Source organism: Kitasatospora sp. NBC_01250 (genome assembly GCF_036226465.1).
Taxonomy (GTDB): Bacteria; Actinomycetota; Actinomycetes; order Streptomycetales; family Streptomycetaceae; genus Kitasatospora.
In genome coordinates this window covers 1456135-1480765 of the sequence record NZ_CP108476.1, presented here as the reverse complement: position 1 = coordinate 1480765, position 24631 = coordinate 1456135, and the positions used below count along the sequence as shown (strand labels likewise).

At 72.5% G+C, this 24631-nt stretch carries 17 protein-coding genes; 9 read left to right on the top strand and 8 right to left on the bottom strand.

The window, feature by feature from the left end:
* Nucleotides 1–33 precede the first annotated feature (33 nt).
* The 4 genes from OG500_RS06645 (at nt 34) to OG500_RS06630 (ending at nt 6734) form a co-directional block, all read left to right on the top strand.
* The gene (locus OG500_RS06645; RefSeq protein WP_327065454.1) at nt 34–990 is read left to right on the top strand and encodes an alpha/beta hydrolase; all 957 of its coding nucleotides are present in this window, start codon (nt 34–36) and stop codon (nt 988–990) included.
* 143 nt (nt 991–1133) lie between these two features.
* On the top strand, nt 1134–1922 hold the full coding sequence (locus OG500_RS06640; protein ID WP_327071459.1) for a spermidine synthase: 789 nt from the start codon (nt 1134–1136) through the stop codon (nt 1920–1922).
* A 140-nt stretch (nt 1923–2062) separates the two neighbouring features.
* The gene (locus tag OG500_RS06635) at nt 2063–2890 is read left to right on the top strand and encodes a class I SAM-dependent methyltransferase (RefSeq protein ID WP_329577646.1); all 828 of its coding nucleotides are present in this window, start codon (nt 2063–2065) and stop codon (nt 2888–2890) included.
* A 121-nt stretch (nt 2891–3011) separates the two neighbouring features.
* Nucleotides 3012–6734 carry a TIR domain-containing protein gene (locus OG500_RS06630; protein WP_327065452.1) on the top strand — a complete coding sequence of 1241 codons (3723 nt, stop codon included), beginning with the start codon at nt 3012–3014 and terminating at the stop codon, nt 6732–6734.
* Here OG500_RS06630 and OG500_RS06625 read toward each other — a convergent pair whose 3' ends face one another.
* From OG500_RS06625 to OG500_RS06610, 4 genes are read right to left on the bottom strand one after another with little or no spacing between them, the layout of a single operon-like run.
* Nucleotides 6735–7727 (bottom strand): hypothetical protein, encoded by a 993-nt coding sequence (locus OG500_RS06625; protein WP_329577641.1) that lies wholly within the window; start codon nt 7725–7727, stop codon nt 6735–6737. It abuts the gene before it with no gap.
* A gap of 4 nt (nt 7728–7731) precedes the next feature.
* Complete coding sequence (locus OG500_RS06620; protein ID WP_327065450.1) at nt 7732–8685, bottom strand: AAA family ATPase; 954 nt, start codon at nt 8683–8685, stop codon at nt 7732–7734.
* 26 nt (nt 8686–8711) lie between these two features.
* The gene (locus OG500_RS06615) at nt 8712–9989 is read right to left on the bottom strand and encodes a toll/interleukin-1 receptor domain-containing protein (protein WP_329577638.1); all 1278 of its coding nucleotides are present in this window, start codon (nt 9987–9989) and stop codon (nt 8712–8714) included.
* A gap of 13 nt (nt 9990–10002) precedes the next feature.
* The gene (locus OG500_RS06610) at nt 10003–10890 is read right to left on the bottom strand and encodes a DUF4231 domain-containing protein (RefSeq protein ID WP_329577635.1); all 888 of its coding nucleotides are present in this window, start codon (nt 10888–10890) and stop codon (nt 10003–10005) included.
* A gap of 136 nt (nt 10891–11026) precedes the next feature.
* Between OG500_RS06610 and OG500_RS06605 the strand changes: the two genes are divergently transcribed.
* On the top strand, nt 11027–16057 hold the full coding sequence (locus OG500_RS06605; protein WP_329577631.1) for a DNA/RNA helicase domain-containing protein: 5031 nt from the start codon (nt 11027–11029) through the stop codon (nt 16055–16057).
* A 17-nt stretch (nt 16058–16074) separates the two neighbouring features.
* On the opposite strand, the gene OG500_RS06600 is transcribed toward OG500_RS06605, so the two are convergent.
* Together OG500_RS06600 and OG500_RS06595 are read right to left on the bottom strand one after the other, a co-directional pair.
* The gene (locus tag OG500_RS06600; RefSeq protein ID WP_327065446.1) at nt 16075–17541 is read right to left on the bottom strand and encodes an MFS transporter; all 1467 of its coding nucleotides are present in this window, start codon (nt 17539–17541) and stop codon (nt 16075–16077) included.
* The gene (locus tag OG500_RS06595) at nt 17538–18218 is read right to left on the bottom strand and encodes a TetR/AcrR family transcriptional regulator (RefSeq protein ID WP_329577626.1); all 681 of its coding nucleotides are present in this window, start codon (nt 18216–18218) and stop codon (nt 17538–17540) included. The genes OG500_RS06600 and OG500_RS06595 overlap by 4 nt, the downstream gene beginning before the upstream one ends.
* A gap of 172 nt (nt 18219–18390) precedes the next feature.
* Between OG500_RS06595 and OG500_RS06590 the strand changes: the two genes are divergently transcribed.
* From OG500_RS06590 to OG500_RS06575, 4 genes are all read left to right on the top strand, one after another.
* Nucleotides 18391–19056: a DedA family protein gene (locus OG500_RS06590; RefSeq protein WP_327065444.1), complete on the top strand. Its 666-nt coding sequence runs from the start codon at nt 18391–18393 to the stop codon at nt 19054–19056.
* Between the two features lie 109 nt (nt 19057–19165).
* Entirely contained in the window at nt 19166–19834 is a 669-nt protein-coding gene (locus OG500_RS06585) for an O-methyltransferase (RefSeq protein WP_327065443.1), read from the top strand.
* A gap of 284 nt (nt 19835–20118) precedes the next feature.
* Nucleotides 20119–20712, top strand: a complete 594-nt coding sequence (locus OG500_RS06580; protein WP_329577620.1) for a hypothetical protein — start codon at nt 20119–20121, stop codon at nt 20710–20712.
* Nucleotides 20713–20813: 101 nt separating this feature from the next.
* Nucleotides 20814–21884 (top strand): hypothetical protein, encoded by a 1071-nt coding sequence (locus OG500_RS06575; protein WP_327065441.1) that lies wholly within the window; start codon nt 20814–20816, stop codon nt 21882–21884.
* Between the two features lie 35 nt (nt 21885–21919).
* Here OG500_RS06575 and OG500_RS06570 read toward each other — a convergent pair whose 3' ends face one another.
* Together OG500_RS06570 and OG500_RS06565 are read right to left on the bottom strand one after the other, a co-directional pair.
* A complete protein-coding gene (locus OG500_RS06570; protein ID WP_327065440.1) occupies nt 21920–23344 on the bottom strand; it encodes a family 2B encapsulin nanocompartment shell protein in 1425 nt (474 codons plus the stop codon).
* A gap of 293 nt (nt 23345–23637) precedes the next feature.
* Nucleotides 23638–24624 (bottom strand): aldo/keto reductase, encoded by a 987-nt coding sequence (locus tag OG500_RS06565; protein WP_329577617.1) that lies wholly within the window; start codon nt 24622–24624, stop codon nt 23638–23640.
* Nucleotides 24625–24631: the final 7 nt, after the last annotated feature.

Genomic DNA, 24631 nt, shown 5'->3' with positions numbered 1-24631 from the left:
CCGGGCGGCGGCGCACCCAGTACAGTCGGCGCTGTGGAATTCCGAACCGACATCCTGGGCGCCCCCTACGAAGCCGCCGACCTGGAGCTTCGCCCCGACGACGAGGGGCCGGTCGGTGCCACGCTGGTCCGCCGCCTGACCCCGCAGCCCGACGGCGGCCCCCGCCGCGCGGTGCTCTACCTGCACGGCTACGTGGACTACTTCTTCCAGACCCATCTGGCCGACCACTACGCCGCCCTCGGCTACTCGTTCTACGCCCTGGACCTGCGCAAGTACGGCCGCTCGCTGCGACCGCACCAGTCGCCGAACTTCATCCGCGACCTGACCGCCTACGACGAGGAACTCGACGCGGCCGTCCGGATCATCCGCGAGCAGGACGGCCACACCGAGCTGCTGGTCAACGGCCACTCCACCGGTGGTCTGATCGCCGCGCTGTGGACCTCCCGCCGGGCCGGGCGGGGGCTGGTCGACGGGCTCGTCCTCAACAGCCCCTTCCTCGCGATGCCCACCAACCCCGCGGTCCGCACGCTCGGCGCCCCGGCCGTCGGCGCGCTCGGGCGGCTCGCCGCCACCCGCAAGCTGCCCGCCCCGCTCAACCCGCACTACGTGCACAGCCTGCACCGCGACCACCGCGGCAGCTGGGACTTCGACCTGACCCTCAAGCCCGCCGAGGGCTTCCCGATGTACGCCGGCTGGCTGGCGGCCATCCAGCACGGCCACCGCCAGGTCCGGCGCGGCCTGCGCATCGACTGCCCGGTGCTGCTGATGGCCTCCACCGGCAGCATCTCCACCAGCAAGTGGCACCCCGACCTGCACCGGCGCGACGCCGTGCTGCGCGCCGACGACATCGCCGCCCTCGGCCCGCGCCTGGGGCCGCTGGTGACGATCGTGCGGATCGAGGGCGGCATGCACGACCTCGTGCTCTCCGCGCCCGAGGTCCGCACGGAGGTCTTCGCCGAGCTGGACCGCTGGCTGAAGGCGTATCAGTGACCGCAGTGCCGGGCGACCCGGCGGGCGGCTCGTCGGCTGATCCGTCGGCTGATCCCTCGGCCGGGGCGTCGGCCGATCCGTCGGCCGGGGGGAGCGAGCCGCTGCCGGTGCAGCGCGCGGTCGCCTTCGGCACGGCGAAGCTGATGCCCGACCTCGACAGCGCCGACGCCTGGCTGCTCACGCTGGACGGCACCCCGCAGTCCTACGTCGACCTCGCCGAGCCGACCCACCTCGAATTCGAGTACACCCGCCGCCTGGGCCACCTCGCCGACACCCTCGCACCCGAGGGCCGGGCCCTTACCGTGCTGCACCTGGGCGGCGGCGCGCTGACCCTGCCGCGCTACCTCGCCGCCACCCGCCCCGGTTCGCACCAGCGGGTGGCCGAGGCGGACGGGCCGCTGGTCGAGCTGGTCCGCGAGGTACTGCCGTGGACCGATCCGGGCATCGAGGTGACCGTCGCCGACGCCCGCGAGGTCCTGGCGCACACCGCGCCGCGCTCGCTGGACCTGGTGATCGCCGACGTCTTCCAGGGCTCGCGCACCCCCGCGCACCTCACCAGCACGGAGTTCGTCGAGCTCGCCGCGGCCGTACTGCGTCCCACCGGCTGCTACGTCGCCAACCTCGCCGACAGCGCCCCGCTCGACTTCGCCAGGGCCCAGGCCGCCACCGTGCGCGGGGTCTTCGAGCACAGCTGCCTGGTCGCCGAGCCCTCGGTGCTGAGGGGCCGCCGCTACGGCAACCTGCTGCTGATCGGCTCGCCTGCGCCACTGCCCGTCGAGGCGCTGACCAGGCGGCTGGCCGGCGACCCGTTCCCGGCCCGGCTGACCAGCGGCCCCGAGCTGCGCCGGCTGATCGGCACGGCCACCGCCGTGTCGGACGAGCAGGCGCACCCCTCGCCGCCCCCGCCGGCCGGGGCGTTCAGCATCGGCTGAGGCCGGGGTCTGGGCCGGGACTGGGTGGCCGGGGTCTCGGCCCGCGGGGCGGGGGCGGGGGAGGAGCGCCGGCTGACCCGGTGTCAGAATGACCGGGCCGGCCGCCGATCCGGGTGGGCCGCCGATCCGAGGAGTGTAAGGTGTCGACCGCCCCGTCCGACCCCGAAGGCCGTGCCGGGTCCGCGCTGCGCCCGGTGCCCGAGACGGCTCTGTGCACGCTCTACCACCGCGCCGCCGAGGCCCGCAGACCCGACACCGTGCTGCGCGACCCGAAGGCCGTGGAGCTGGTCGACCGTCACGACTTCCCCTTCGAGGCCCGGTTCGGCCGGGTCGTGCCCGCGCTCGCCCGGCTCCAGGCGCTGCGGACCGCCGCCTTCGACCGCGAGGTGGCCGACTTCCTGCGACGGGACCCGCGCGGCACCGTGGTCTGCCTCGGCGAGGGACTGGACACCCAGTACTGGCGGGTCGACAACGGCCGGGCCCGCTGGCTGGGCGTCGACCTGCCCGAGTCCGTCGAATTGCGCGAGCGCCTGCTGCCGGCCGCCCCGCGGCACCGGTCGCTGGCCGCCTCCGCCACCGACCCGGGCTGGCTGGACGAGGTCGACCCGGCCCAGCGCGTGCTGATCACCGCCCAGGGCCTGCTGATGTACCTGCCACCGGAGGAGGTGCACGCGCTGGTCGCGCGCTGCGCCGCCCGGCTGCCCGGCGCGACCTTCGTCTTCGATGCAGTCCCGCACTGGTTCAACCGGCTCTCCCAGGCGGCCCGCCTGCGCGAGGGCGGCTGCCGGGCGCCGACGATGACCTGGACCATCGGTTCGCGCGCCCTGCTGGCCGACCCGCGCACCGTGCCGCTCACCGCCCGCCACGGCTGGTTCATCCGGGTCCTGGCCCTGGACCTCCCCGACCGCCGAGCCCGCCTGGTCCGCTCCCTGGGCCCACTCGACCTCCGGCGCCGCCCGGCGGCCTGAGCGGCCGACGGACTGACCAGCGACCCCGGCGCCCGTTGAGCGCACCGATCCCGCTGAGGACTACCGGGCAGGCCAGCGCTCGCCCGCCTATGATTCCCTCCGACTGCGATCGGAGAATCACATGGCACGGGGGGTGTCCGCTGCGGTGCGGGCGGTCGGCAACCTGTGGGCTCAGCCTGCCGGTGTCCGTTGGAACCGGCACGCGGCATGGTGGGCGGCCTGTGGCCTGTCCTGGCTGGTCTGCTACCCGTTCTTCGGGCCGGTCCTGTCGCTTGCCGCGCTGGTGGTCCCGAGCCTGGCCTTCAGTCCGCTGCTCGTGAGCCTCGGGTTCGTGCTGCGCCACCGTGCTTCGAAAGACCTCCGGTTCTCCTGGTCGCCGAAGCAACTCCGCGTCCCGGCAAGCTGCTTCCTGGCCGTCCAGACCGTCTCAGCCACGGCGCTCGCCATCCACCTGGCCCAACCGCTCTCCCCGCACTACCGGTTGGCGTACCTCGTCGCCGTTGTCCTGTCGTGCCTTGGCGGTCTGGCCGCGCACGCTCTCCGGGCAGACCTCGGAGGCGGGGCGCAGGAGGCGCCACGGTCCAGCACACCGGAGCGGCTCATCGTGCTCAGTGCGCTCGCCAGCGCCGCGGGCTTCGGCCTGTTCGCCTGGGCCGTTCGCCGTGGCACCCTGCCGATCGCCTACGGGGAGCAGCGGTTCAGCCCGCGCTGGCGCTCGGTTGCCGGGGTCTACGGCTGGCTCGACGGGCAGCTCCACACAAGCCTGTTCGGCCCCTCCGTCGAGCAGCCGTACTGGCCGTTGCTCCCGGCCGGCGCCGGGCTGGTCGTCGCGCTGGTCGCAGTCGGCGCGAAGCAGGCCGCCGGCCGTGCGACCCGCGAACCGTTCACGGCCGAGGAGGAGAGCAACGGTGGGAAGGTCTTTCTCAGTTACTCGCGCAACGACGCCGACTTCGCTCGCGCGCTCACTTCTGCCATCCAGGGCCAGGTGCGCGAGGTGTGGGTCGACTGGCAGGCGATCAAACCGTCCGAGAAGTGGCGCCAGTCGATCGCCGACGGCATTCGGGAGTCGGATGCCCTGATCGTCCTGGTCAGCCGTAGCTCCCTCGCCTCACCGTACTGCTGGGACGAATGCCGCCAGGCGATCGAACTGCGCAAGCGCATCCTCCCGGTGGTCATCGAGGCGGACCTGGCCTCCGGCACCACGGCCGTGCTGCGCGACGCGGGCTGGGACGAGCTGACCGAGTTCCAGCGACTGGACATGTCCGAACCGGACCGGTTCGAGGATGACGTGCGCCGTGTCGTCTCCTTTGTCGCGCAGGAACACCGCTGGGTGGCGGGCCACACCCGGCTGGGCCTGCAGGCCCATGACTGGCAGCAGAGCGGACGCAGTGAAGGCTTCCTGCTCCGTGCGGACGAACTCCGCTCGGCGCAGTGGTTGCGGGACTACGTGCCGAGCGACTCCTCGTTCCGCGCCGCACTGACCGATGCGCAGCATGCGTTCATCGACGCTAGTCGCGCCGCCCTGCGCCGGCGCGGTATTCGGTTCAGGACCGGGGCGGCGGCGGTCCTGCTCGCGCTCGCGGGCCTCGCCTCGCTGGTGGTCGCAGTCCAGGCCGGGGCACAGACCGCCCAGCGCCAGACCCTCTCCCGCACGCTCGCGGCTGCTGCGCAGAACGAGGCCGCCGGACACCTCGACACCTCCTCGCTGCTCGCCGCGGCCGCGTACACGGAGTCCGACACGGCTGAGGCGCGCAGCGCGATGGCCGACCGGCTGATGCACTTCAACCACGCGGTGGAAGTCCTGCCCGGCACGGGCACTCCAGGCGCCGGAGCGGCCAGGCTGGTCTTCAGCGTCAACGGCTCGGTCCTCGCCGTGGAAAGCTCGGACGGTACGACACAGCTCTGGGACACCCGTGGCTGGCGGCTGCGCGCCACCCTGCGCGGCGTCCTCCCGGTCCAGGGCGAGCACGGGCTGAGCACGGACGGCCGGTGGGTGGCACTGCTGGACGGCGCGCGGATCACGGTGACCGACACGACGACGATGCGTGTGGCAGGCTCCTTCGACCTGCTGGGCGCCGGGCTGGTCGGATCCTGGTTCGGCGGTCTGAGCCCCGATGGCCGGACCCTGGTCGGATCGTTCGGCACCGTGGCGCAGATCTGGAACGTCCTTAATCGGCGCGAGCTGTCCCAGAGCTCCTGCGCCACCTTGTCGTTGAGCCCTTCGGGCAAGGAGATGTGGTGCCAGCAGGACGGTGGGACGTGGCTGCGTGACGCCCAGTCCGGCCTTGCCTCCCTTGACGTCCGCATCACGGGCAATCCCACCCTGATGGGCTGGGAGGCCGACGACGAGCCGCTGATCGCCCTGGCCGACAGCACCGCAGCGGCCCTGCCCGCCGATGGCAGGGGCGAGCCGTGGATCCCGGAACAGGGAATGAGCCTGCAGGCGGTGTCCGACGACGGAACCCGCGCGCTGCTGACCGGCGGTACCCGGCTGACGTACGAGGTGTGGGACCTACCGGGCCGCCGCAAGCTCGGCGACGTCACCGCGGCCCAGCTGACGCAGCAGGGCCTCTCTGTCACCGGTTCCAGCAGCGACGAACAACTCGCCACTCTGGCGGACCTCACCCCGACCTACGGCATGCTGCTCAGTACGGGCGGCGAGCGGGGCAGCGGCGTCTGGTCCGCCTCCCGGGGCAGGCTGGAGGCGGACGACAACCAGATCGCCTACACCCGCGACGGTCGCACGGCGGCCACCGTCACCGCGACCGCGGCCGTCGCCGTCTGGGACCGCGGCCCCGACGGCCGTCTCGTCTCCCAGATCCCGGACGGCGACCTGAGCGCGGTCCGCTACTCCGCCGTGAGCCCCGACGGAAAGACCGTGGCGGCGGTGGACAGTGGCACCGTGCGGTTGTTCAGTACCCGTACTGGCGCCGCCGGCACGACCATTGGGCTCACCGGTACGGGAAACGGTGTCGTCTACAGTCCTGACGGCAGCCGTCTGGCGGTGAGCGAGACGCTCGGCACCGGCGTGTCGACCGGCCAGGGCGAGGCTGTGCGAACGGTGGTCGAACTGTTCTCGGTGGCCGACGGCAAGCGCACCGTGCTCCTGAACAGTCCGAGCCCACCCGATGCGAAGGAATGGACCAGCGGCCTGGCCTTCGCGCCCGACGGCCGACGCCTGTACCTCGGGCTGTCCCAGGCGATGACGGTCTACGCCTGGGACCTGTCCACAGGACGGGTGGTCCAGGAGTTCGGCCCCGAGGGCTCCGGGCACATCGAGGCTGTGGCCCTGAGCCCCGACGGCCGCTCGCTGGTCACCGTGGATGTCGAGCACACGCTGCGCCAGTGGGACACCACGACCGGCAGGGTCCTCTGGTCGTTCCAGGGTGCCTCGCAGACCGTTGCCTTCAGCCCGGACGGCCGGACCCTGGCGGCCGCCTCGGATTCCGGGCAGTCCCTGTTGATCTGGAACGCGGCGACCCACCAGAGCACCGGTACCCCGTTCGACGTGGGTTCCCCGATCGGCGCGGTTCAGCTGTCCGGCGTCGACGGAGTCGCGGTCGTCACCCTGGCTGCCACGGCGGACGGCGGTGGCGTTCTGGTGCTGGACCTGCTGCACCGGGCCGTGGTCGGCCCGGTCATCGCACGCGTGGGCGCGGGGTCGACCGCGCGGCTGACGTCCGACGGCAGGTACGCCGTGGCCGTGGGCCCGGGCGGGATCCTGACCGCGGTGGTCGACCCGGCAGCGTGGAAGGACTCCCTGTGCTCCTTGGCCGACCAGCGGTTTCCCCGCTCGGACTGGCTCTCCTACGCACCCGATCAGCGCTACCTGGCGGTGTGCTGATCACTCGCCGGGTGGCCGGGTCGGCCGGCGTCGGCGTCCGACCCGGCCCACCGTCGTGCGGCGGTCCCAGTGGACGAGTTCCATCACCTCGCTCGCCCAGCGTGGCCACCGCCCGGGGGGATAGGGAATGAACCCCACGGCGGTGCACCCGGCGCGCGCCAGCCGCGCAGCCAGCGCCTGCCACTCCCCGGGCGTGCTGCGGTGGCGGTCCAGAGCGGGTCCGCCCAGCCCCAGGTCACTGAGGACGAGGACGCGAGTGCCACGGGGCGGCGGTGAGTACTCCTCCCAGGAGAGCCGCGCCCCGGCCCCGGCACCGCGCAGTGGGGAGTGCTCGAAGTAGCGGATCTCGGTCCGTTCACGGCCGACCGTGTTGCGCACTTGACCGATCAGTTCCTGCTGGTCGCGGTGGAACGGTTCCATGCCGAGCCCGAGATCCACCAGCACCTGAACGCCGAACCGCAGGGTGGGCACCCCGTGCCGGGGCACCTGTGCCAGGGGTCGCCCGGTGGCGAGCCGATGAACCGTCCTCGCGATGTCCAGCTCGCCCTCCCAAGCCGCCCGCGACAGCGCGGCCTGCAGGACCGCGGAGGTCGAGCGTGGGGCCAGCAACGGCAGATTGCGCGGGCCGGCGGCATCGGGACCGCGAGGGGCAGCGGCCGGCAGGGAAGGAACACTCCAGTCGGGCAGGACGACCGGCTCTTGCGCGACGGGCGTGAGCAGCAGCGGGGCAGATGGCGCCGTGGACGCGACCGTGCCGCCGCTCTGCGCCGGAGATGCCGCACGGACGGGAGCGGGCGTCCTGGTGCGCTCTGCGGACGGCTCGGCGAGTCGGCCACCTGGGCTGCCGATTCCCTTGACCTCCTGCTCCGCGGCTTCCGGCACTCGTTGCGAGAACCCCAGCAGTCCGGCCACGGCCCGCTGCGCGGCAGTGTCCTCGGCGCCGGCTGATGCGAACGCCCTGACGAGGTCGCCCAGCCAGATGTCACCGGCCACCGGGTCACAGCTCCGGCTGCTGGGGCTTGATCAGGGTCAGGCTCTTCAGCATCGACCAGCGGCTGTCCTCGGTGTCGATCCCCAGTGCCGTGCAGGCCCGCAGGGCGTCCAGGTACTCGGCGGTGCTCGGTGTGCGCACCGCCGTTCGGCGGGCCTCCGACCGGGCCCGGTCGAGCTCCTGGGCCAGCTCCAGTGCCAGGCGTTCGTCGGCAGGTCCGAACGGTGTGCCCTCGCCGCGGTAGTGCGCGGCGGCGATCTCGACCAGACGCTCCACATCCGGCTCGGGAAGGGAGGCGACCACACAGCGGCGGAGGAAGGCCTGGGGCAACTCACGCTCCTCGTTCGTCGTGATGATCACCAGAGGGGAGCCCGACGAAGGGGCCGAGCCCTCGCCCGCGGTCTTCCTGCCGACCTTCTGCCCGGTCTCCGACACCGTGAACTGACGCGAACCCAAGGGCACCAGAAGACTGTTGGGCATGTCCGGGTCGGCCTTGTCGATCTCGTCGATGAGCACGACGGCGCCGCTGGGCGAGCGGTTCTCGTTGACCTCGTGCCAGGGATCAGTCCGCCTGGCCCCGGCCTTCGGGCCTACGGCGGCCGAGGCGGGGTCGAGCGCCCACCACAGTGGCCCGGGGGTCACGTAGTCGTCGTCGGTCAGGGCGGTCCCCTTCTCCCGTACCTGGGCGTCGCTCAGCCGTCGGATGTGGTCGTAGGTCCACAGCAGATCTCCCCCCTTGGTACGGGAGGTGACCACGTGCTCGTAGTAGCGCCACCCGCGGATACGTGCGACGTAGGCGGCGAGGGAGGACTTCCCGCACCCGGGCTCGCCGCGGAGCAGCAGCGGGCGCTTGGTGGCGAGGGCCACGTCGATGGCCAGCCCGACCTCGTCGGGCATGACGTAGACCAGGCCGTCCCGACGGTCGGGGGAGTCGGCCGGCCATGGCGATGGTGTTCCCACCGCAGCACCATCGGTGTCCAACTTACTTACCTCCATTGGCCGTTCAGTCGATTGAGCAGGTTCTTGAGGTCCTGGGTCAGCTGGTAGCCGCCGAACTCGGCTTCTTCCGCGAGGAGCGGGGAGAGGACGACGAGGTCGTCGACCTTCCACTCACCGACGGTCGCGGCGTCCGGGACGGAGTCACCGGTCAGCAGGATGATCAGGAGCCAGGGAAAGAGGTCGTGCAACCGTTGGAGGACCTCGGCGACGACTGCCGGGCGGACCGCGCTGACGTCGATCGAGAGGCAGTGCAGCTCTTCGGCCCGCGGCCTGAACTGTGCGGGCCGAGCGGTCGGGGGGAATCTGATCAGTCCGCGCACGGATTCGACGCACTGATCGAGGAGCTCCGCTGCCGTGTCCTCGCCCAGGGGTATGCCGCCTGCGGCTTCGAAGTGGTAGAGGTGGAACTGCAGGCACATCGCACGGTCGACGTACTGTCCGGCGGTCGTCTGTTCGCAGGCGTTGAGGAGAACGGCTCGCCGCTCGGACTGCGCCGGGGGCGGGATGATCCGCCGGGCGGCCTCCGCGTTGATCCAGGTCGGCGTGATCTGGGCGACCAGCTGGCCGAGCTTGCCCGGATCGATGTGCGGGGCGATCGCGTTGATCGCCCGCCTGAGGCCGGCACTGTTCGAGGTGCCGAGCAGTTGGTGGGCCAGGAAGGTGCAACCTCCCGCGAGGGCGTTCACGTTTCCCAGGTCGGCCTCCGGCACACCGAGCGCCCGCGCCACTTCGGTCAGGACACCCTGGTCGGCGGTCTGCTTCAGGTAGGTGGCGATCTTCGAGATCCAGCTGCGCATGTGGTCCTCGCCCGCGCGCAGGTCCGGCAGGTCCGCGAACTCCCGTAGGACCGAGTCGGCGAGCCGGCCCAGGTCGTCGTCCTGGCAGGCGCCCGGTGCCAGTCGGGCGACCTGCACCGGCAGGACGTCCGTGAACCCCTTGTCCCGCAGGTCATTCGACGTCACGTCACCGACCAGGACCGGGACCACCAGGAGCGAGGGGTTGAGCGCGCGTCGCCACATCAGGATGTTGACCTCGCGCATCACCCAGTGCGAGTCGAGGGCCGCTTCGTTGAAGAGGATGATCGCCGCATCGCATTCGGCCAGCCACGTGTAGAGGACGGGACACCAGTCCTGCCCCGGACGGAGCGCCTCCACGTCGACCCTGACGTCGTGATTCCTCGCCCTGAGCCCTTCGACGAGGCGATCCCGCAGCCGCCCGGCGAGTGGATCCCCCTTGGAACTGTGGCTGATGAAGATCTGCGCCATAACGGGCCGGCACCTATGCCGTGGTCCATTTGACCATCCAGGCGTCGTTCTGCACCGAGATGATCTGCTCGCACCTGGCGACGAAGTCGTCCTCCGCACCCTCGGTGGGGGTCTCCGGTGTCCCCCAGCGCACCAGGAGGGCTGCCAGCTCACTCGCCGTCCGGGCGTACTCCAGTTCCTGGTACGCGAACTTGGCCGAGGCGGCGTGGGCGGCGACCGCGGTCGACGCCGTGGCGACCACCGCGATCCAGCCGCTCACCTGCTGGATCGCGGAGACGGCTGCCAGGCTCCCGAGCCCCGCACTGAGGAGGCTCAGCCCGACCTCCGCCCGACGTACCCGGACGAGACGGTCGTGCATGCGCAGCGCCTGCGGGCGGTAGTAGCCCTGGATCTGCTGGTCGACCCGGTTGGTCAGGTAGCTCTCGAAGTCCCGCACCCGCGGGAGTCCCCGCTCGACGGGCTGGAGGCCAGTGGTGTGCCGTGCCAGGTCGACGGCGTCCAGCTCCAGTTCGGCCAGCCGCTCGCGCAGTCTGAGCTCGGCCCCGGCATCGCGGTACGGCGTGACCCCGGCGAGGTAGGTGTAGGCCTCCGACTTGAGGGATTCGGAGACCGCCCGGAGCCGGATCCAGTCCTGGGTGGCCTGGGCATCTCCGCGACCGGCCGCCAGCGGGACGGCGGCACCCGTGAGCGCGGCGGCGACGGCGAGCAGGCGGCCGGTCAGCTGCGAGACGTCCATCAGCTGGGACGCCAGGGTGCCCAGCACGGCCGTCGCGATGCCGAACGCCAGAGCCAGGCTCCGGCTGCGTCCTATCGAGCGCTTCTGCGCCACGGCAGCCTGTGACCAGACGTTCTGACGGCGCCAGACCAGCGCTATCGGCGAGAACCCCCCAGGTGCTTCCACGGGATGATTCTGGCGGACGACCAGGGCGTTGGGCAAAGAGCTGGAACGGCGAACGGCCCCGCCTGCCCGACCTGCTCCGCACCTATCATGGCGGGTGCCGGCCGGCGGCGGTGCCGAGCGGGAGGGGGAGGCGACCGTGGGGTTCCGAGACGTCGAAGCGCGTTTCCCGTCAACCGCGGCCGAGGCCCTGGCCGGGCTGCTCTTCGGCACGACACCGCAGTGGCGCGGGAGCACCGTGCGACTGTCGGACCTCGTCTCGTACGACACACCGGCCGACCAGGGGCCGGGCCCGGGGGTCAGGGCGGCCTGCGCGGCGCTGGTCCGGGGCTGGTTGCGAAGCGAGGCCGAGGCGTTCTCCGGGGCGGAGCGCCGGCTGATCACCGACAGCCTGGTCCACGCGCTCGCGTCACTGCCGGCCTTCGAGTGGACCGCCTTTGACGCGGCCGTGGCCGGCTGGGGGAGCACCGCCGACCAGCTGCACCGCGCCTGCGCCCCGGGCCTGGCCAGGATGCCTCGACGGCTGTTCGTGGTGTACCGCGGGATCCTTGACGGCTTGTGCCTCCATCTCCTCCATGCCGTCGTGCAGAAATCACCGTGGCTGCAACGGGTGCTGCCGAAGTGCAGCACGCTCGCGACCGAGGTGGAGCGGCTGCGGGCACTGACCACCCGCACGCGTGCGGGCATGGACGAGGACGAAGCCTTCGAGCGGCGCTACCTCGCCGAGTCGATCCGGAGGTACCAGCGGATCACGCTCGTCGGTGCCGGGCAGGATGCGGGGCGACCCACCGAGCCACCGCTCGATCTCGGCTACATCAGCCGGGCCGTCGTCGTGCGCGGTGACCAGAGCGGGGCGGGCGCGGCCACCATGGCCTTGGAGGAGGTCCTCGCCACCAGTCCACGGGTTCTGCTGCGCGGACCCGCCGGCGCCGGGAAGAGCGCCTCGGTGACCTGGCTGGCTGCAGCCGCCGCGGCGGCTGCAGAGGGTCGCGGTCCCGGATTCCTCCAGGACCGCGTTCCCTTCGTGCTGCCCGTGCGGGCGCTTCGCGCACGGCATCGTGAGCTTCCCGCCCCTGAGGAATTCCTCGCGGCTGCCGGTTCCGCGCTGGCGGGCACGCAGCCGACGGGCTGGGTGCAGCGGGTGCTTGCCCAGAGGCGCGGCCTGATCCTGGTCGACGGGGTCGACGAAGTCCCGGACGAGGACCGCGACATGGTCGGCGTGTGGCTCGAGCGGCTGGTGGCCGCCCTCCCGGAGGCCCTGTGGCTGGTCACCAGCCGCCCCGCCGCCGTCCCCGCCGACTCGCTGGTCCCGGCCGGGTTCACCGACCTGTCCCTGGGTCCGATGGACGAGGAGGCCGTCGCTGGTTTCATCCGGCGTTGGCACCGCTCGGCGCGGATCGGCGATCCCGGCGACGACCGGCTTCCGGACCAGGCCGAGGAGCTGATAGCGGCGCTCAGGGTCCGCGGGGACCTGGCCGACCTCGCCACCAGCCCGCTCCTGTGCGCGCTGATCTGTGAGTTGAACCGCTCCGGGCAGTTGCCCGCAGCCCGCACCGGGCTGTACACCGCCGTCCTGACCGGACTGCTCTCCCGCCGCGACCCGGAACGGACGAGCGAGCCGAGCGAGTCGTCGCGCCTTTCCCGGCAGGAGCAGACCGCCGTCCTCCAGCGCCTGGCGTACTGGCAAGTCCGCAACGCGCAGAGCGAGATGGATGTCGCTACGGCGGTCGCCCTGGGGTCGAAGGCGCTGCCCATGCTGCGGGACGCTACCGCGGCGGAAGGCCGGGAGGAGGTCTTCCGGCACTTCCTGGTCGTCACCGGGGCTCTCTGGGAGCCGGCCGCTGGGCGTGTCAGCTTCGTGCATCGAGCCATCCGGGACTACCTCGCGGCTCAGGCGGTGCTGGCTGACCGGGACTTCGATCTCCTGGTGCGTCACGCACTGAACCCCGAGTGGCGGGACGTCGTGCGCAACGCGGTGGCGCTCGCCCGGCCGAGCGAAGCGGCGGCGCTGGTGCGCGGCCTGCTGGAGCGGGGTGACGGCTCGCTGCCGCGCAGCCGCCGTGTGGAGCTGTTCGTGCTCGCTGCTGAGGCCGTGCAGGAAGCCGCTGGACTGGACCCGCGGGTGTCGCAGGCCGTCCGTTCCTGCCTCGCCTCCATGCTGCCGCCCCGCGACGAAGCCGAGGCCCGTGCTTTCGCGCAGGCGGGGGCCGGCCTGCCCGGTCTGCTGCCCGTGCAGGCCGACGGGAGAACCGGTGGGCCCGCTCGTGACGTGGGTGGCACGCAGGCCGCAGCGGTCCTCCGATGGCGCTCGGAGCAGCCGAACCCGGCGTCGTCGACCCCGGTCCGCCGCCGGCGACCCGAGCTTCCCGCACTGACCGGAGGAGCTCGGCAGCTGGCCGTGGCGCTCAGTGTGGCGACCCGGATCGAACCCGAGCTGATCCGCGCGGTGCGGTTGCGGGTCTTCCCGTACCTGGATGCGGGCGACGAGGCCGACCTGTGGTTCAGTCCCTGGGCCGGGGCCCGCACCCGCACCGCGATGGCGCTGCGCCCCGAGGTGCTGGCCGAACTGCGCGACGAGCTCGCCCGGAAGCTGGCGGAGAGCCGCCCCGACGACCCGATCCGCACGGTCGGCGGCCTGATAGCCGAGACACACGTCGCGCTCTCCCCGGCGCTCCTCCTGGAGGAGCGGGTCAACTGGATCGTCGTCTGCGCGGGTTCGGAGCAGACGACGGCCCTGGAGGAGGCGCTTCGGCCGGCCCTGCGTGCCTTGGTCGACGAGGGACGCGACGGCGTCGGCGACTGGCTGGCCGGCGCCTGGCAGCGGCTTCCCGCTGCCGCCAAGGAGAGCGTCACCGCCTGGCAGCTCGTCACCGCGGCCGGGCAACGGCTGCCGGAACTGAAGCTGGAGCAGCCCCGGGCACCTGAGCGGATCAGCAGTGCGGACGTCGCCCTGGTGGCCGACCTGCTGCCCGACGTGGCCTTGCCGGTGTCGCGCGAGGGCCGTCTTCTCCACCTCGGCCCGGCCACCGCCGGGGCGCCCGTGATGATGGTGCCCGACACGCATCCCCGCGTCCTGGACCTGTTGCCGGCCGATGGTGCGCCTGGCCGGGTCCGCACCGTGACGGTCGCCGAAGGGGATGTCCGCACGCTGCGGGTCGGCGAGGCAACCGTCCGGCTGCGCACCGCGAGGGGGGCGGTGTACGAGTTCCCCGCACCCTCGCAGCCTCTCGGACCTGTCACCGGAACCTCCGCGGCCTCACCCGGCAGCGGCGAAGGACCCGTCGAACCGGTCGGCGTCGACGGGTCGCCGAACGTGCTGCTGCGGGGACCGGCCTCGGTGATCGCCGACCAGGCCCTGAGCGGCGTCCTGGCGCTACGGCTGGCGGAGCGATTCCTGCAGGCGCACGGCCGTCGGCCGAGCCAAGCTGCGCTCCACTCCTGGGAGCGCAGCGTGCCGGCACTGGCGAACGCGCTGGTCCGGGCAGGTCTGGGAGCGGTGGAGGTACTCCTGGAGTACGGGTTGCCACTGACCAGTCGGTCCGCGGACGCCGTGCTTGCCGGGGTGCACCCCGACACCGGTGAACCCTCGTACGTCGTGGTCGAGCTCAAGGCCTGGAGCGCGGCGGAGCCCGTGGACGACGGTGCGGAACTCTGCCGGGCCGACGGGTATGGCCGGGCTGTCGTGAACCCGATCGAGCAGGTGCGCTCGCACTGCGAGTACCTGGTCTCCATCAACGAATCCGTGGCCGCACACCCGGAGCGGGTGTGCGGGGTGGCGTATCTGTACAACGCGACCGAGTTCGGTGTCTCAGGTCTGCTCCAGCTGGGCCAGAGCGAGCAGGGCCGACTGTTCACCGCCGAGAGGTCCAGCGACCTCCGTGCCTTCCTGCGGGCCAGGCTGCGGCCGGAATCCGGCGCTCCGGCGGCCGACCAGCTGCTGGCCGGGAACATTCGGCCGCCTCGGCAGCTGATGGCCGTCGCCGCCGAACTCATTCGTGGCCAGGGGCAGTTCATCCTGCTGGGCCAGCAGCGACTGGCGTACGAGACGGTCATGCAGGCAGTCGGCCGCACCCGGCGTTCGGAGCAGAAGGAGGTGATCGTGATCACCGGCGGGCCCGGGACCGGCAAAAGCGTCGTCGCGCTCGCACTCCTGGGGGAGCTGCACCGCCGTGGCAACACCGCGGTGCACGCGACCGGTTCGCGCTCCTTCACTCAGGCGCTGCGCGAGCTGGCAGGTGCCCGTAGCCGCGAGAGCCGCAGCCTGTTCCGGTACTTCAACAGCTTCACGGCCGGCGAACCCAACAGCCTGGACGTGCTGATCTGCGACGAGGCCCACCGGATCCGGGAGACCTCACCAAACCGTTTCGCGCCCGCCCATCAGCGCGCCGGCCGCCCGCAGATCGACGAGCTGATCGAGGCGGCTCGCGTGCCGGTCTTCCTTCTGGACGAGCACCAGATCGTCCAGCCCGGTGAGGTGGGCGGGGTGGAGCTGATCAGGGCGGCAGCGGCGGCCCAGGGCCTGGACTGCCGGGTCGTCGCACTGGGTGAGCAGTTCCGATTCGGCGGAAGTGATGTGTACGTGGAGTGGGTGGGGCGTCTCCTGGGCCTGACGGCCGGTGGGCCGGTCCGCTGGGACCCAGACGGGAAGGTCGTCCTCGGGGTAGCCGAAAGCCCTGAGGAACTCGACGCTTTCCTGGCGGCACGACAGACGGAGGGCTACACGGCCAGGATGACGGCAGGTTACTGCTGGCCGCGGACCGGAGTGCCGCAGGACGGCCCCCTTCCGCTGGACGTGCGGATCGACGGCTGGGCGCGCCCCTGGTGCCTGTTCGGTGACCGTGCCGTCGCAGGTGCCCCACCGTCGAGCCTGTGGGCCACCGACCCGGCCGGATCCGGCCAGGTCGGCCTCGTCTACACGGCACAGGGCCACCAGTTCGACTGGAGTGGGGTCATCCTTGGTCCTGACCTGGTGTGGCGCACCGACCGGTGGCTCTGCGACCGCACCGCCTCCCGTGACCCGGCGTTCGGGAAGGGCGTCAGCGACGCGGATGTCGATCGCATGATCCGCAACAGCTACCGGATCCTGTTGACCCGCGGCATGGTCGGCACCGTGCTGTACTCCACCGATCCGGAGACCCGGGCCATGCTGCGCGGCCTCACCCCGCCGTAAGCAACGACCGAGGCCGTTCAGGCCGGATCGGGGGCGGTGGTTCGTGGTGGCTCCGGGGTGGGCCGGCGGCTGTCGGCGGTGGCCGGGCGGTTGGGCAGCAGGGCGGCCGGGAGGAGGCCGAGGGCGGCGACGGCGGCCAGGGTCAGTAGGGCGGGTGGCAGGCCCGCGGCGCTCGGGGCGGTGGTGGTGGTGGTGCCCGGTGACCGGGGCGACATGAGGCTCGCGGCGATGGCGATCCCGAGGGTGGGGCCGATGTTCATGGCCGTCTGCTTGAGCCCGCCGATCACCCCCGCGTAGCCGGGCGGGGCTTCGCCCACCACCGTCCCGGTGGCGCTGACCATGACGGCGGCGTACCCGGCGCCGAGGACGGCGAAGGCCGTGCCGCCGAGCGCCCACCCGCCGGCCGGGGTGAGCCGGGAGAGGGTCGCGATGCCCAGGGCGACGAGCGTCATCCCGGTGAGCGCGGTGCGGCGCGGGCCGTGGCGGCGCAGCGCCGCACCGGCGACGGGCGCGCCCAGGATCATCAGCGCGGTCAGCGGCAGGCCGTACAGGCCGCTGGCGAGCGGGTCGAGCCCGCGGACGTCCTGCAGGAAGAAGGTGACGGTGAAGAGGGCGCCGAACATCCCGGCGCTGGTGGCCAGCAGGAGGGCCATCGAGGCCGTCACCGGGACCGAGCGTGCCACCACGGGCGGCACCAGCGGGTGCGCGCTGCGGCGTTCCCGCAGCACGAAGGCGATGGCGACGGCCGCTGCGGCCGTGAAGCCGAGCAGCGTCGGCGGTGCGGTCCAGCCGTGGCCGGGCACGGTGGAGAGCGTGCCCACCAGCACCGCGAGTGCGCCCGAGAGCAGCAGCGCGCCGCTCGGATCCAGGCGCTCGGCGCCCTGCCGTGGTGCGCCCTGCCGTGGTGCATCGGGCCCGGGTGCGCGCAGCAGCAGGGCGAGGGCGGCGATGGCCAGCGCGACCGGCACGTTGAGGACGAACACCGCCCGCCAGCCCAGGTGCGTGACGATGGCGCCGCCGAGTACCGGGCCGGCCGCGGCCGCCAGGCCGATCGCGCTGGTGCGGATCGCGATCGGGCCGGCCAGCCGGTCCGCCGGGTAGCCGAGGCGCAGCAGGGCGAGCGTGGCCGGCTGGAGCAGTGCGCCGAACGCGCCCTGCACCGTGCGCAGGACGATGACCCAGCCGATGTCCGGTGCGAGCACGATGCCGGCCGAGGCGGCTCCGAAGCCGAGCACGCCGACGGCGAGCAGCCGCGGGTGCCCGTACCGGTCGCCCAGTCGGCCGGCCAGGACCAGCAGCGCGGCCACCGCGAGCAGGTAGCCGGTGCTCGTCCACTGGACCTGCGTCACGCCGGCGCCCAGGGTGCGCTGCAGGCTGGGCTGCGCCACGGTCAGCACGGTGCCGTCCAGCGCGACGATCATCGCGCCCGCCACGCTGACCAGCAGCGCCAGGCGCGGGCTCGGAGTCAGCGGGGTGGGGGTCATGGGCGCACCGGGCCGAGGTGGGCGTCGAGTGCGGCGTCGATCAGCCGGTCGAGGTGGTCGTCGCCGGGAGTGGCAGTGGGAGTGGCAGTGGGCGTGGGCGTGGGCGCGGGGGCCGCGCCGAGGATGAGCTGCAGGCTGCCGTAGGTCCAGAGCTGGGCGATGCCGTGCAGGTTCGCCCAGAACGCTGCCGTCGCCACGGCGGGCGACGGGGCGGGCGACGGGGCGTCGGCCGGGGCGGACCCGGCCTGGCACTGGGCGACCAGTGCCACCATGCCCTCGAAGAGCGGGCGGGTGGACTCCCGCAGCCGGGGCCGGTCCGTCTGCGGCTCGCCGTTGCGCTCACTGTCCAGCAGGTCGTGCCGGAACATCAGTTCGAACATGCCGCGGTGCTCCAGTGCGTACCCGACGTACTCCCGCCCGATCGCCGCCAGCTGCTCGCGCGGTGAGCCGGCCGAGGCCAGGGCCGCGGCGAACCTGGCGCCGAGGTCCGCGAAGCCCCGGTGGGCGATCGCGGAGAGCAGCGCGTGGTGGGTGGGGAAGTAGCGGCGCGGCGCGCCGTGGGACACACCGGCCCGGCGGGCGATCTCGCGCAGTCCCAGTGATGCGCTGCCGTCGGTCATCACCAGGTCGACGCCGACGTCGACCAGCCGCTCGCGGAGGGAGTTCTCACGATCCATGGACAGTGTCTACCAGGTGGCCGTAGACACTGTCTACACGATCGCGGGCGGGTCGGGATCCCGGCGGTGCCGAGCCGAAAGGAACCTAAAGCGGCAGTAAAGCGTTCGGGCTGGAGATGGCAGGCTAGGCTGCCCTGTCGACGGACTGATCCGCGTTCTGGAGGAACCGGCCTTGCACATTGAACAGTGGATCGACGGCGCGCCCCCTGGTGCTGTCTACGCGCTGGTCGGGCTGATCATCGGCATCGAGAGCCTCGGTATCCCGTTGCCCGGTGAGATCGCCCTGATCGCCGCCGGCGTGCTGGCCTCGAAGGGGACGGTGAATCCGGCCCTGGTCGCGCTCTGCGCGGTGGCCGGCGCCATCATCGGCGACTCGATCGGCTATTCGATCGGGCGCAAGGGCGGCAAGCCGCTCTTCGAGAAGCTCGGCCGGAAGTTCCCCCGGCACTTCGGCCCCGAGCACGTGGAGACCGCCGAGCGGGCCTTCCACAAGTGGGGCATGTGGGCCGTCTTCTTCGGCCGGTTCATCGCGCTGCTGCGGATCTTCGCCGGGCCGCTGGCCGGCGCACTGCGGATGCCGTACTGGAAGTTCCTGATCGCCAACGTGCTCGGCGGTGTGACCTGGGCCGGTGGCACCACGGTGGCCGTGTACTACGTGGGCAAGGCGGTGGAGAAGTACATGCAGGGCTTCTCCTATGTGGCCCTGGGGATCGTGCTGGTGGGCGGTGGGGTCATCGGGCTGGTGATCAAGCGCCGTGCGGCGCGGGCCTTCGGCGCGCCGGCGGCGACCGAGGACGCGGCACCCGCGGCGGCGACCCGGGTGACCGCGGGGGAGTGAGCGCGGACGGCAGGTCGGCAGGCCGGCGGCCCTGACGGGTGGTCATTCCCGCTGCCCGTGCTGCCCGTAGGATCGGCGGTGGAAAGCTCGGCAAGGCGTGGAGGTTCGGATGACCCAGCAGCAGTGGACCGCGGTGGACGAGTACCTGGAGGAGGCGCTCGTCGGTGAGGACGCGGCGCTGACCGCCGCCCTGGCGACCAGTGAGCGCGCCGGCCTGCCGCACATCGCCGTCTCGCCCACCCAGGGCAAGCTGCTGCACCTGCTGGCGCTGACCGCCGGGGCCCGCCGGATCCTGGAGGTCGGCTCGCTCGGCGGCTACAGCGCCATCTGGCTGGGCCGGGCGCTGCCCGCCGACGGCCGGCTGATCTCGCTGGAGATCTCCCCGGCGCACGCCGCCGTCGCGCGGGCGAACCTGCACGAGGCCGGCCTGGAGAAGGTGGCCGAGGTCCGCACCGGGCGCGCGGTCGACAGCCTGGCCGAGCTGGTGGACGACGGTGCCGAGCCGTTCGACCTGGTCTTCATCGACGCGGACAAGCCCAGCAACCCGGAGTACTTCGCGTGGGCGCTGCGGCTCACCCGTCCCGGTTCGCTGATCATCGTGGACAACGTGGTGCGCCGCGGTGCCGTCGCCGACGCCGAGAGCACGGATCCGGCGGTGATCGGGGTCCGGCGCCTGAACGAGCTGGTCGCCGCCGAACCGCGGGTCGAGGCCACGGCGGTGCAGACGGTCGGCAGCAAGGGCTACGACGGCTTCATGCTGATCCGTGTGATGAGCTGACTGGCAGGCCTGGTTCGCCGCGGAGCCCCGGTGCGTGAGCGCCGGGGCTTCGGCGTTGCGGCTTCGGCGTTGGGGCTTCGGCGTTGGGGACTGGTGTCGGGCTTCGCCGGTGGGGTTCGGCAGGGGGTCCGGCGCGGGCCCTGACGGCAGGGCTTGTTCGAGTCGTGCTACGCGCGTCACTAACTATTCACCGCATGAACCCTTCAGCGGGCGCCGAGCCACTGCTGTCATGGACGCATCCAATCCGGTCGGCCTGACAACAGGTCAATTCCCTGGGAGCGTCCATGCGTTCATCGAAGCTGCGGTGCCTGAGAGCTTTCCTGGCCGTCACGCTCGGATCTGCGACCGGTGCCCTCGCGCTGGTCGGGGCGACCGGCGCCCAGGCCGCGCCGGGCCACCAGTGGCCCGGGCACACCGGCCCCACCGTGGCTGCCGCCGCGGCCAGTTGCTCGCAGGCCTACCTGCCGCTGCCCGACCCCTCGTGCACGCCCGGCGCCGTGAATCCGGACGTCACGCAGGACACCATCGACTCCACCATCTGCGTCTCGGGCTGGACGGCCACCGTGCGGCCGCCGACCTCCTACACCAACCGCCTGAAGGCGCAGCAGATCGTGGCCTACGGCTACGCCGACACCACCATGTCGGACTACGAGGAGGACCACTTCATACCGCTGGAGCTCGGCGGTTCACCGACCTCCCCGCTGAACCTGTGGCCCGAGCCGCACGCCACGGTCGACGGCGGCAGCTCGTACGGCAAGGACGGGGTGGAGACCAAGCTGAAGAACGCCGTCTGCGCCGGCAAGGCGGGGCTGACCGCTGCGCAGAACGCGATCGCCACGGACTGGACCACGGCCCTCAGCACGCTCGGCCTGGGCTGAGCCGCACGGATCGGGCCGGCTTGCGCCGATCCGGTGTCAACGCTCTCCTGTCCCGGCGGGGGAGTCCGGCGGGCCGCGGCCGTCCGTGCCCATAGTGGGCCATGGAGCGTGCCGAACCCGAGCCTGTGCTGGTCAGCCGACGTGCCGCGCTACGGGCGGGGGTGGCGACCGGGGTGCTGGGTGCGAGCGGGGCGCTGGGCGCGGCCGGGTGTGGCGGGGGTGGCGGCGGCGGTGCTGGGCATCCCGGCGGTGGCGCGAGTTCGCCCACCGCTTCGGGCGCCGCTCCGGGGGCCCCGACAAGCCGCGCGTCCGGCACGGCTGCGGCCGGCCTGCCGGCCACCAGGCCCTGGGTGCCCGGGCCGGGGGAGATCCAACCGGACGTCAAGCTCCGGGCGGTGCAGCTGGTCGAGGCGCTCGGCAGCTGGCCGTCCGGGGGTTCCGGGACGGCGGCGGCACAGGCCCGCGTCACGGCGCTCGGCGGTCTCGACCCTGCCCTGGCCGACCAGGCCGGCCCGCTGCTCCCGTCGGCCGACCGCGCCGCACTGCAGGTGATCGACGCCCAGTACGGCGGCATCCTGGCCGACTCGGCGAGCGTGCTGGTGGTGTGCGACCAGTGGACCGGTGCCGCCGGCTCCCCGAGCGCGGTCGCGCGGGGCGGCACCACGGTCGACGTCCGGCTCAGTGCCGCGGCGCCGCGGTGGACGGTGACCGCGCTGCACCCCGCCGCGCCGGGGCCGGTGGCCGCCACCGTCTCCGCCGCGGCCGGCCGGGTGCTCGCGAACAGCCGGATCGAACTGCCGCCCGCCGCGCTGGCCGACGTGCGCAGCGGCGCGGTCCACGACAGCGTGCTGGAGGCGATGCTGACGCTGGCCCGGACGTACACGATGTCGGTCAGCGTGGTGCGCTCGGGGCATCCGCTGGACGTGTTCGGCACCGACCGGCCCAGTGACCACCCGCTGGGGCGCGCGTTCGACGTCTGGCGGATCAACGGGCTGACCGTGGTGGACCCCGGCACGCCGCACGACCTGGTGGACGGCTTCATGCGCGCGGCAGCCGCCGCGGGCTCCTACAACGTCGGCGGTCCGCGGCAACTGTCCGGGGGAGGGACACCGAACCAGTTCTTCACCGACGACACCCACCACGACCACGTCCACGCCGGCTTCACCGGCTGAGCCGGGTGAAGCCGGCGTGGACGGCCGATGGTGCGTCAGGAGCGCGGGCCGGCCACCTCGACGTTCTCCAGCACGCCGAGCGCGTCGGGCACCAGGACGGCGGCGGAGTAGTAGGCGCTGACCAGGTAGGAGATCACGGCCTTCTCGTTGATGCCCATGAACCGCACGTTCAGGCCGGGCTCGTACTCGTCCGGGATGCCGGTCTGGTGCAGCCCGATCACGCCCTGGTTGTCCTCGCCCGCACGCATCGCGATGATCGACGAGGTGTGCCCGCCCGCCACCGGGATCTTGCCGCACGGGAAGATCGGCACGCCGCGCCAGGCCGGGATGTGGTGGCCGCCGATGTCCACGCTGCCGAAGTAGATGCCGCGCTTGCTGCACTCGCGGCCGAAGGCGGCGATCGCCCGGGGGTGGGCGAAGATGTGCGAGGTCTCGCGGCGCAGGCTGAGCAGCTCGTCCATGTCGTCGGGGGTGGGCGGGCCGGAGTGGGTCTGGATCCGCTGGTCGTACTCGGCGTTGGCGAGCAGGCCGAACTCGGGGTTGTTGACCAGCTCGTACTCCTGGCGCTCGCGCAGCGCCTCGACGGTGAGCTTCAACTGCTGCTCGATCTGGTTCATCGGGTCGTTGTAGAGGTCGGCGACCCGGCTGTGCACCCGCAGGACGGTCTGCGCCACACTCAGTTCGAACTCGCGCGGGGCGAGTTCGTAGTCCACGAAGGTGCTGGGCAGGTCCGGCTCGCCGTCGTGGCCGGCGGCCAGCTCGATCTCGGCCTCACCGTGCTGGTTCTGCGCCTGCTCGGTGTCGGTCAGGTAGGTCGCGATCTGGTCGCGCAACTCCGGGGAGGCCGCCGCCAACTCCTGGAAGGTGGCCCACGGCAGGGTGAGCACGGTGCCGGCGGTGGCCGCCTTCACCGTGTACTCCCACAGCGCGTCCGACTGGCGGATCGCCTCGTCACCGAGGTGGTCCCCGTCGGCCAGGTGGCCGAGGACGGCGGACTCGCCGTACTTGCCGGTGCCGATCCGGTCGATCTTGCCGTGGGCGATCAGGTAGATCTCGTCGATCGGCTCCCCGGCCTGGACGAGCACCTCGCCGGGAGCCACCTCGCGCTGGGTGAACCGACCGGCCAGCTGGGCCAGCACCGCGTCCTCGTCGATGCCGCGCAGCATCGGCACCTCGCGCAGCGAAGGCGGCACGACCCGCACCTCGTTACCGGTCTTCACGAAGCTCACCCGGCCACGGCCCACGGCGTAGCTGAGCCGGCGGTTCACCCGGTAGGTGCCGCCGGAGACCTGCACCCAGGGCAGCGCGCGCAGCAGCCAGCGCGAGCTGATGCCCTGCATCTGCGGTTCGGACTTGGTCGTGGTGGCGAGGTTGCGTGCCGCCACGGTGCTCAGACTGAGCTGGGCGCGCACCTGGATCTGCTGCGGTTCGGTCGGGGCCGGCCCGGTGTCGGTCGTCATCGGCTCTCTCCCAATTCGTCACGGTCGCGGGGCGGACGGGTGAGCTCCGCCGCCCGCGATGGAATCCGTTGCGTAGTCAGATTCCATCGCTGCCACGGCCAATCGGGTGGGATAACGAGCGAATCGGTGGACAGCCGGGGAAGCGTGTTCCCGGCTTCGCGCCCCCCTGGCGCGTCCAGCGCCGCAACCGGGGCTGAGCTGGGCGGACCCGGCCGCGGACCGGCGCGATTCCGGCGAACGGATCAGCGACAGCAGCAGGGTTTTTCGAGCCCCGAGGGCCGGCCCTGCGAGGGTCAGTGCGCCTCGTCCAGCCGGGCCCGCTGCTCGGCCGTCAGCTCCAGGTCCACCGCCGCCAGGCTCTCGGTCACCTGCGCCACCGAGGAGGCCCCGACCAGCGGGATCACCGGCACCTCGCCGCCGATCAGCCAGGCCAGCACCACCTGGTTGGCGGTGGCCCCGGTCTCCTTCGCCACCGCCGCCAGCGCGGCCCAGCGCGCCGGGGTGCCGGCGTGGTCGAACCCGGGGTCGGACGGCTGCTCCGGCCTGCTGTAGCCACCGCCCAGCAGCGGCGAGTAGGCGACCAGCGCGAGGCCCGGGTCGGACCGCAGGTAGCTGAGCACGTCGCCACCGGCCACGCCGATGTTGCCGTCCGCCGAACGCAGCGTCGGCATGTCGGTGCGGTGCCGCAGGTAGCTGTGGTGGTACTGCAGCACCTCGTAGCCGGGCAGGCCGGCCGCCGCCGCCAGGGCGCGGGCCCGCTCCACCCGCCACGCCCAGTGGTTGCTCACCCCCAGCAGCCCGACGCTGCCCTCGGCGACCAGCTCGGCGAAGGCCGTCACGGTCTCGTCCAGCGGCACCCGGTCGTCCTCGATGTGCGCGTACAGCAGGTCCAGCTTCTCCACGCCGAGCCGCTCCCGGCTGGCCGCCGAGGAGGCACGGATCACCTCGGCCGACAGCCCCTCGACGTTCTTGCCGAACGTGGTGCTCGGACTGAGCGGACGGCCGCCGAGCTTGGTCGCGATGACGATCTCGTCACCGATCCCACGGCTGCGCCGCCAGCGTCCGAGCAGCGCCTCGCTCTCCCCGCCCTGCGTGCCCCGCGCCCAGAAGGCGTAGTTGTTGGAGGTGTCGACGAAGCTGCCGCCGGCCGCCACGTAGGCGTCGAGGATGGCGAACGAGGTCTGCTCGTCGGTCCTGGTGCCGAAGTTCATCGCACCCAGGCTCAGCACGCTCACCTCGCGCCGGGTGGCCGGGTTCTGACCGATCGTGCGGTACTTCATGGGTGTC

Excerpts from the sequence above, each read along its gene's own strand:
- OG500_RS06640 (WP_327071459.1), top strand. The coding sequence starts at position 1,134 with ATGCCCGACCTCGACAGCGCCGACGCCTGGCTGCTCACGCTGGACGGC.
- OG500_RS06630 (WP_327065452.1), top strand. The coding sequence starts at position 3,012 with ATGGCACGGGGGGTGTCCGCTGCGGTGCGGGCGGTCGGCAACCTGTGG.
- OG500_RS06615 (WP_329577638.1), bottom strand. The coding sequence starts at position 9,989 with ATGGCGCAGATCTTCATCAGCCACAGTTCCAAGGGGGATCCACTCGCC.
- OG500_RS06600 (WP_327065446.1), bottom strand. The coding sequence starts at position 17,541 with ATGACCCCCACCCCGCTGACTCCGAGCCCGCGCCTGGCGCTGCTGGTC.
- OG500_RS06595 (WP_329577626.1), bottom strand. The coding sequence starts at position 18,218 with ATGGATCGTGAGAACTCCCTCCGCGAGCGGCTGGTCGACGTCGGCGTC.
- OG500_RS06585 (WP_327065443.1), top strand. The coding sequence starts at position 19,166 with ATGACCCAGCAGCAGTGGACCGCGGTGGACGAGTACCTGGAGGAGGCG.
- OG500_RS06580 (WP_329577620.1), top strand. The coding sequence starts at position 20,119 with ATGCGTTCATCGAAGCTGCGGTGCCTGAGAGCTTTCCTGGCCGTCACG.
- OG500_RS06575 (WP_327065441.1), top strand. The coding sequence starts at position 20,814 with ATGGAGCGTGCCGAACCCGAGCCTGTGCTGGTCAGCCGACGTGCCGCG.
- OG500_RS06570 (WP_327065440.1), bottom strand. The coding sequence starts at position 23,344 with ATGACGACCGACACCGGGCCGGCCCCGACCGAACCGCAGCAGATCCAG.
- OG500_RS06565 (WP_329577617.1), bottom strand. The coding sequence starts at position 24,624 with ATGAAGTACCGCACGATCGGTCAGAACCCGGCCACCCGGCGCGAGGTG.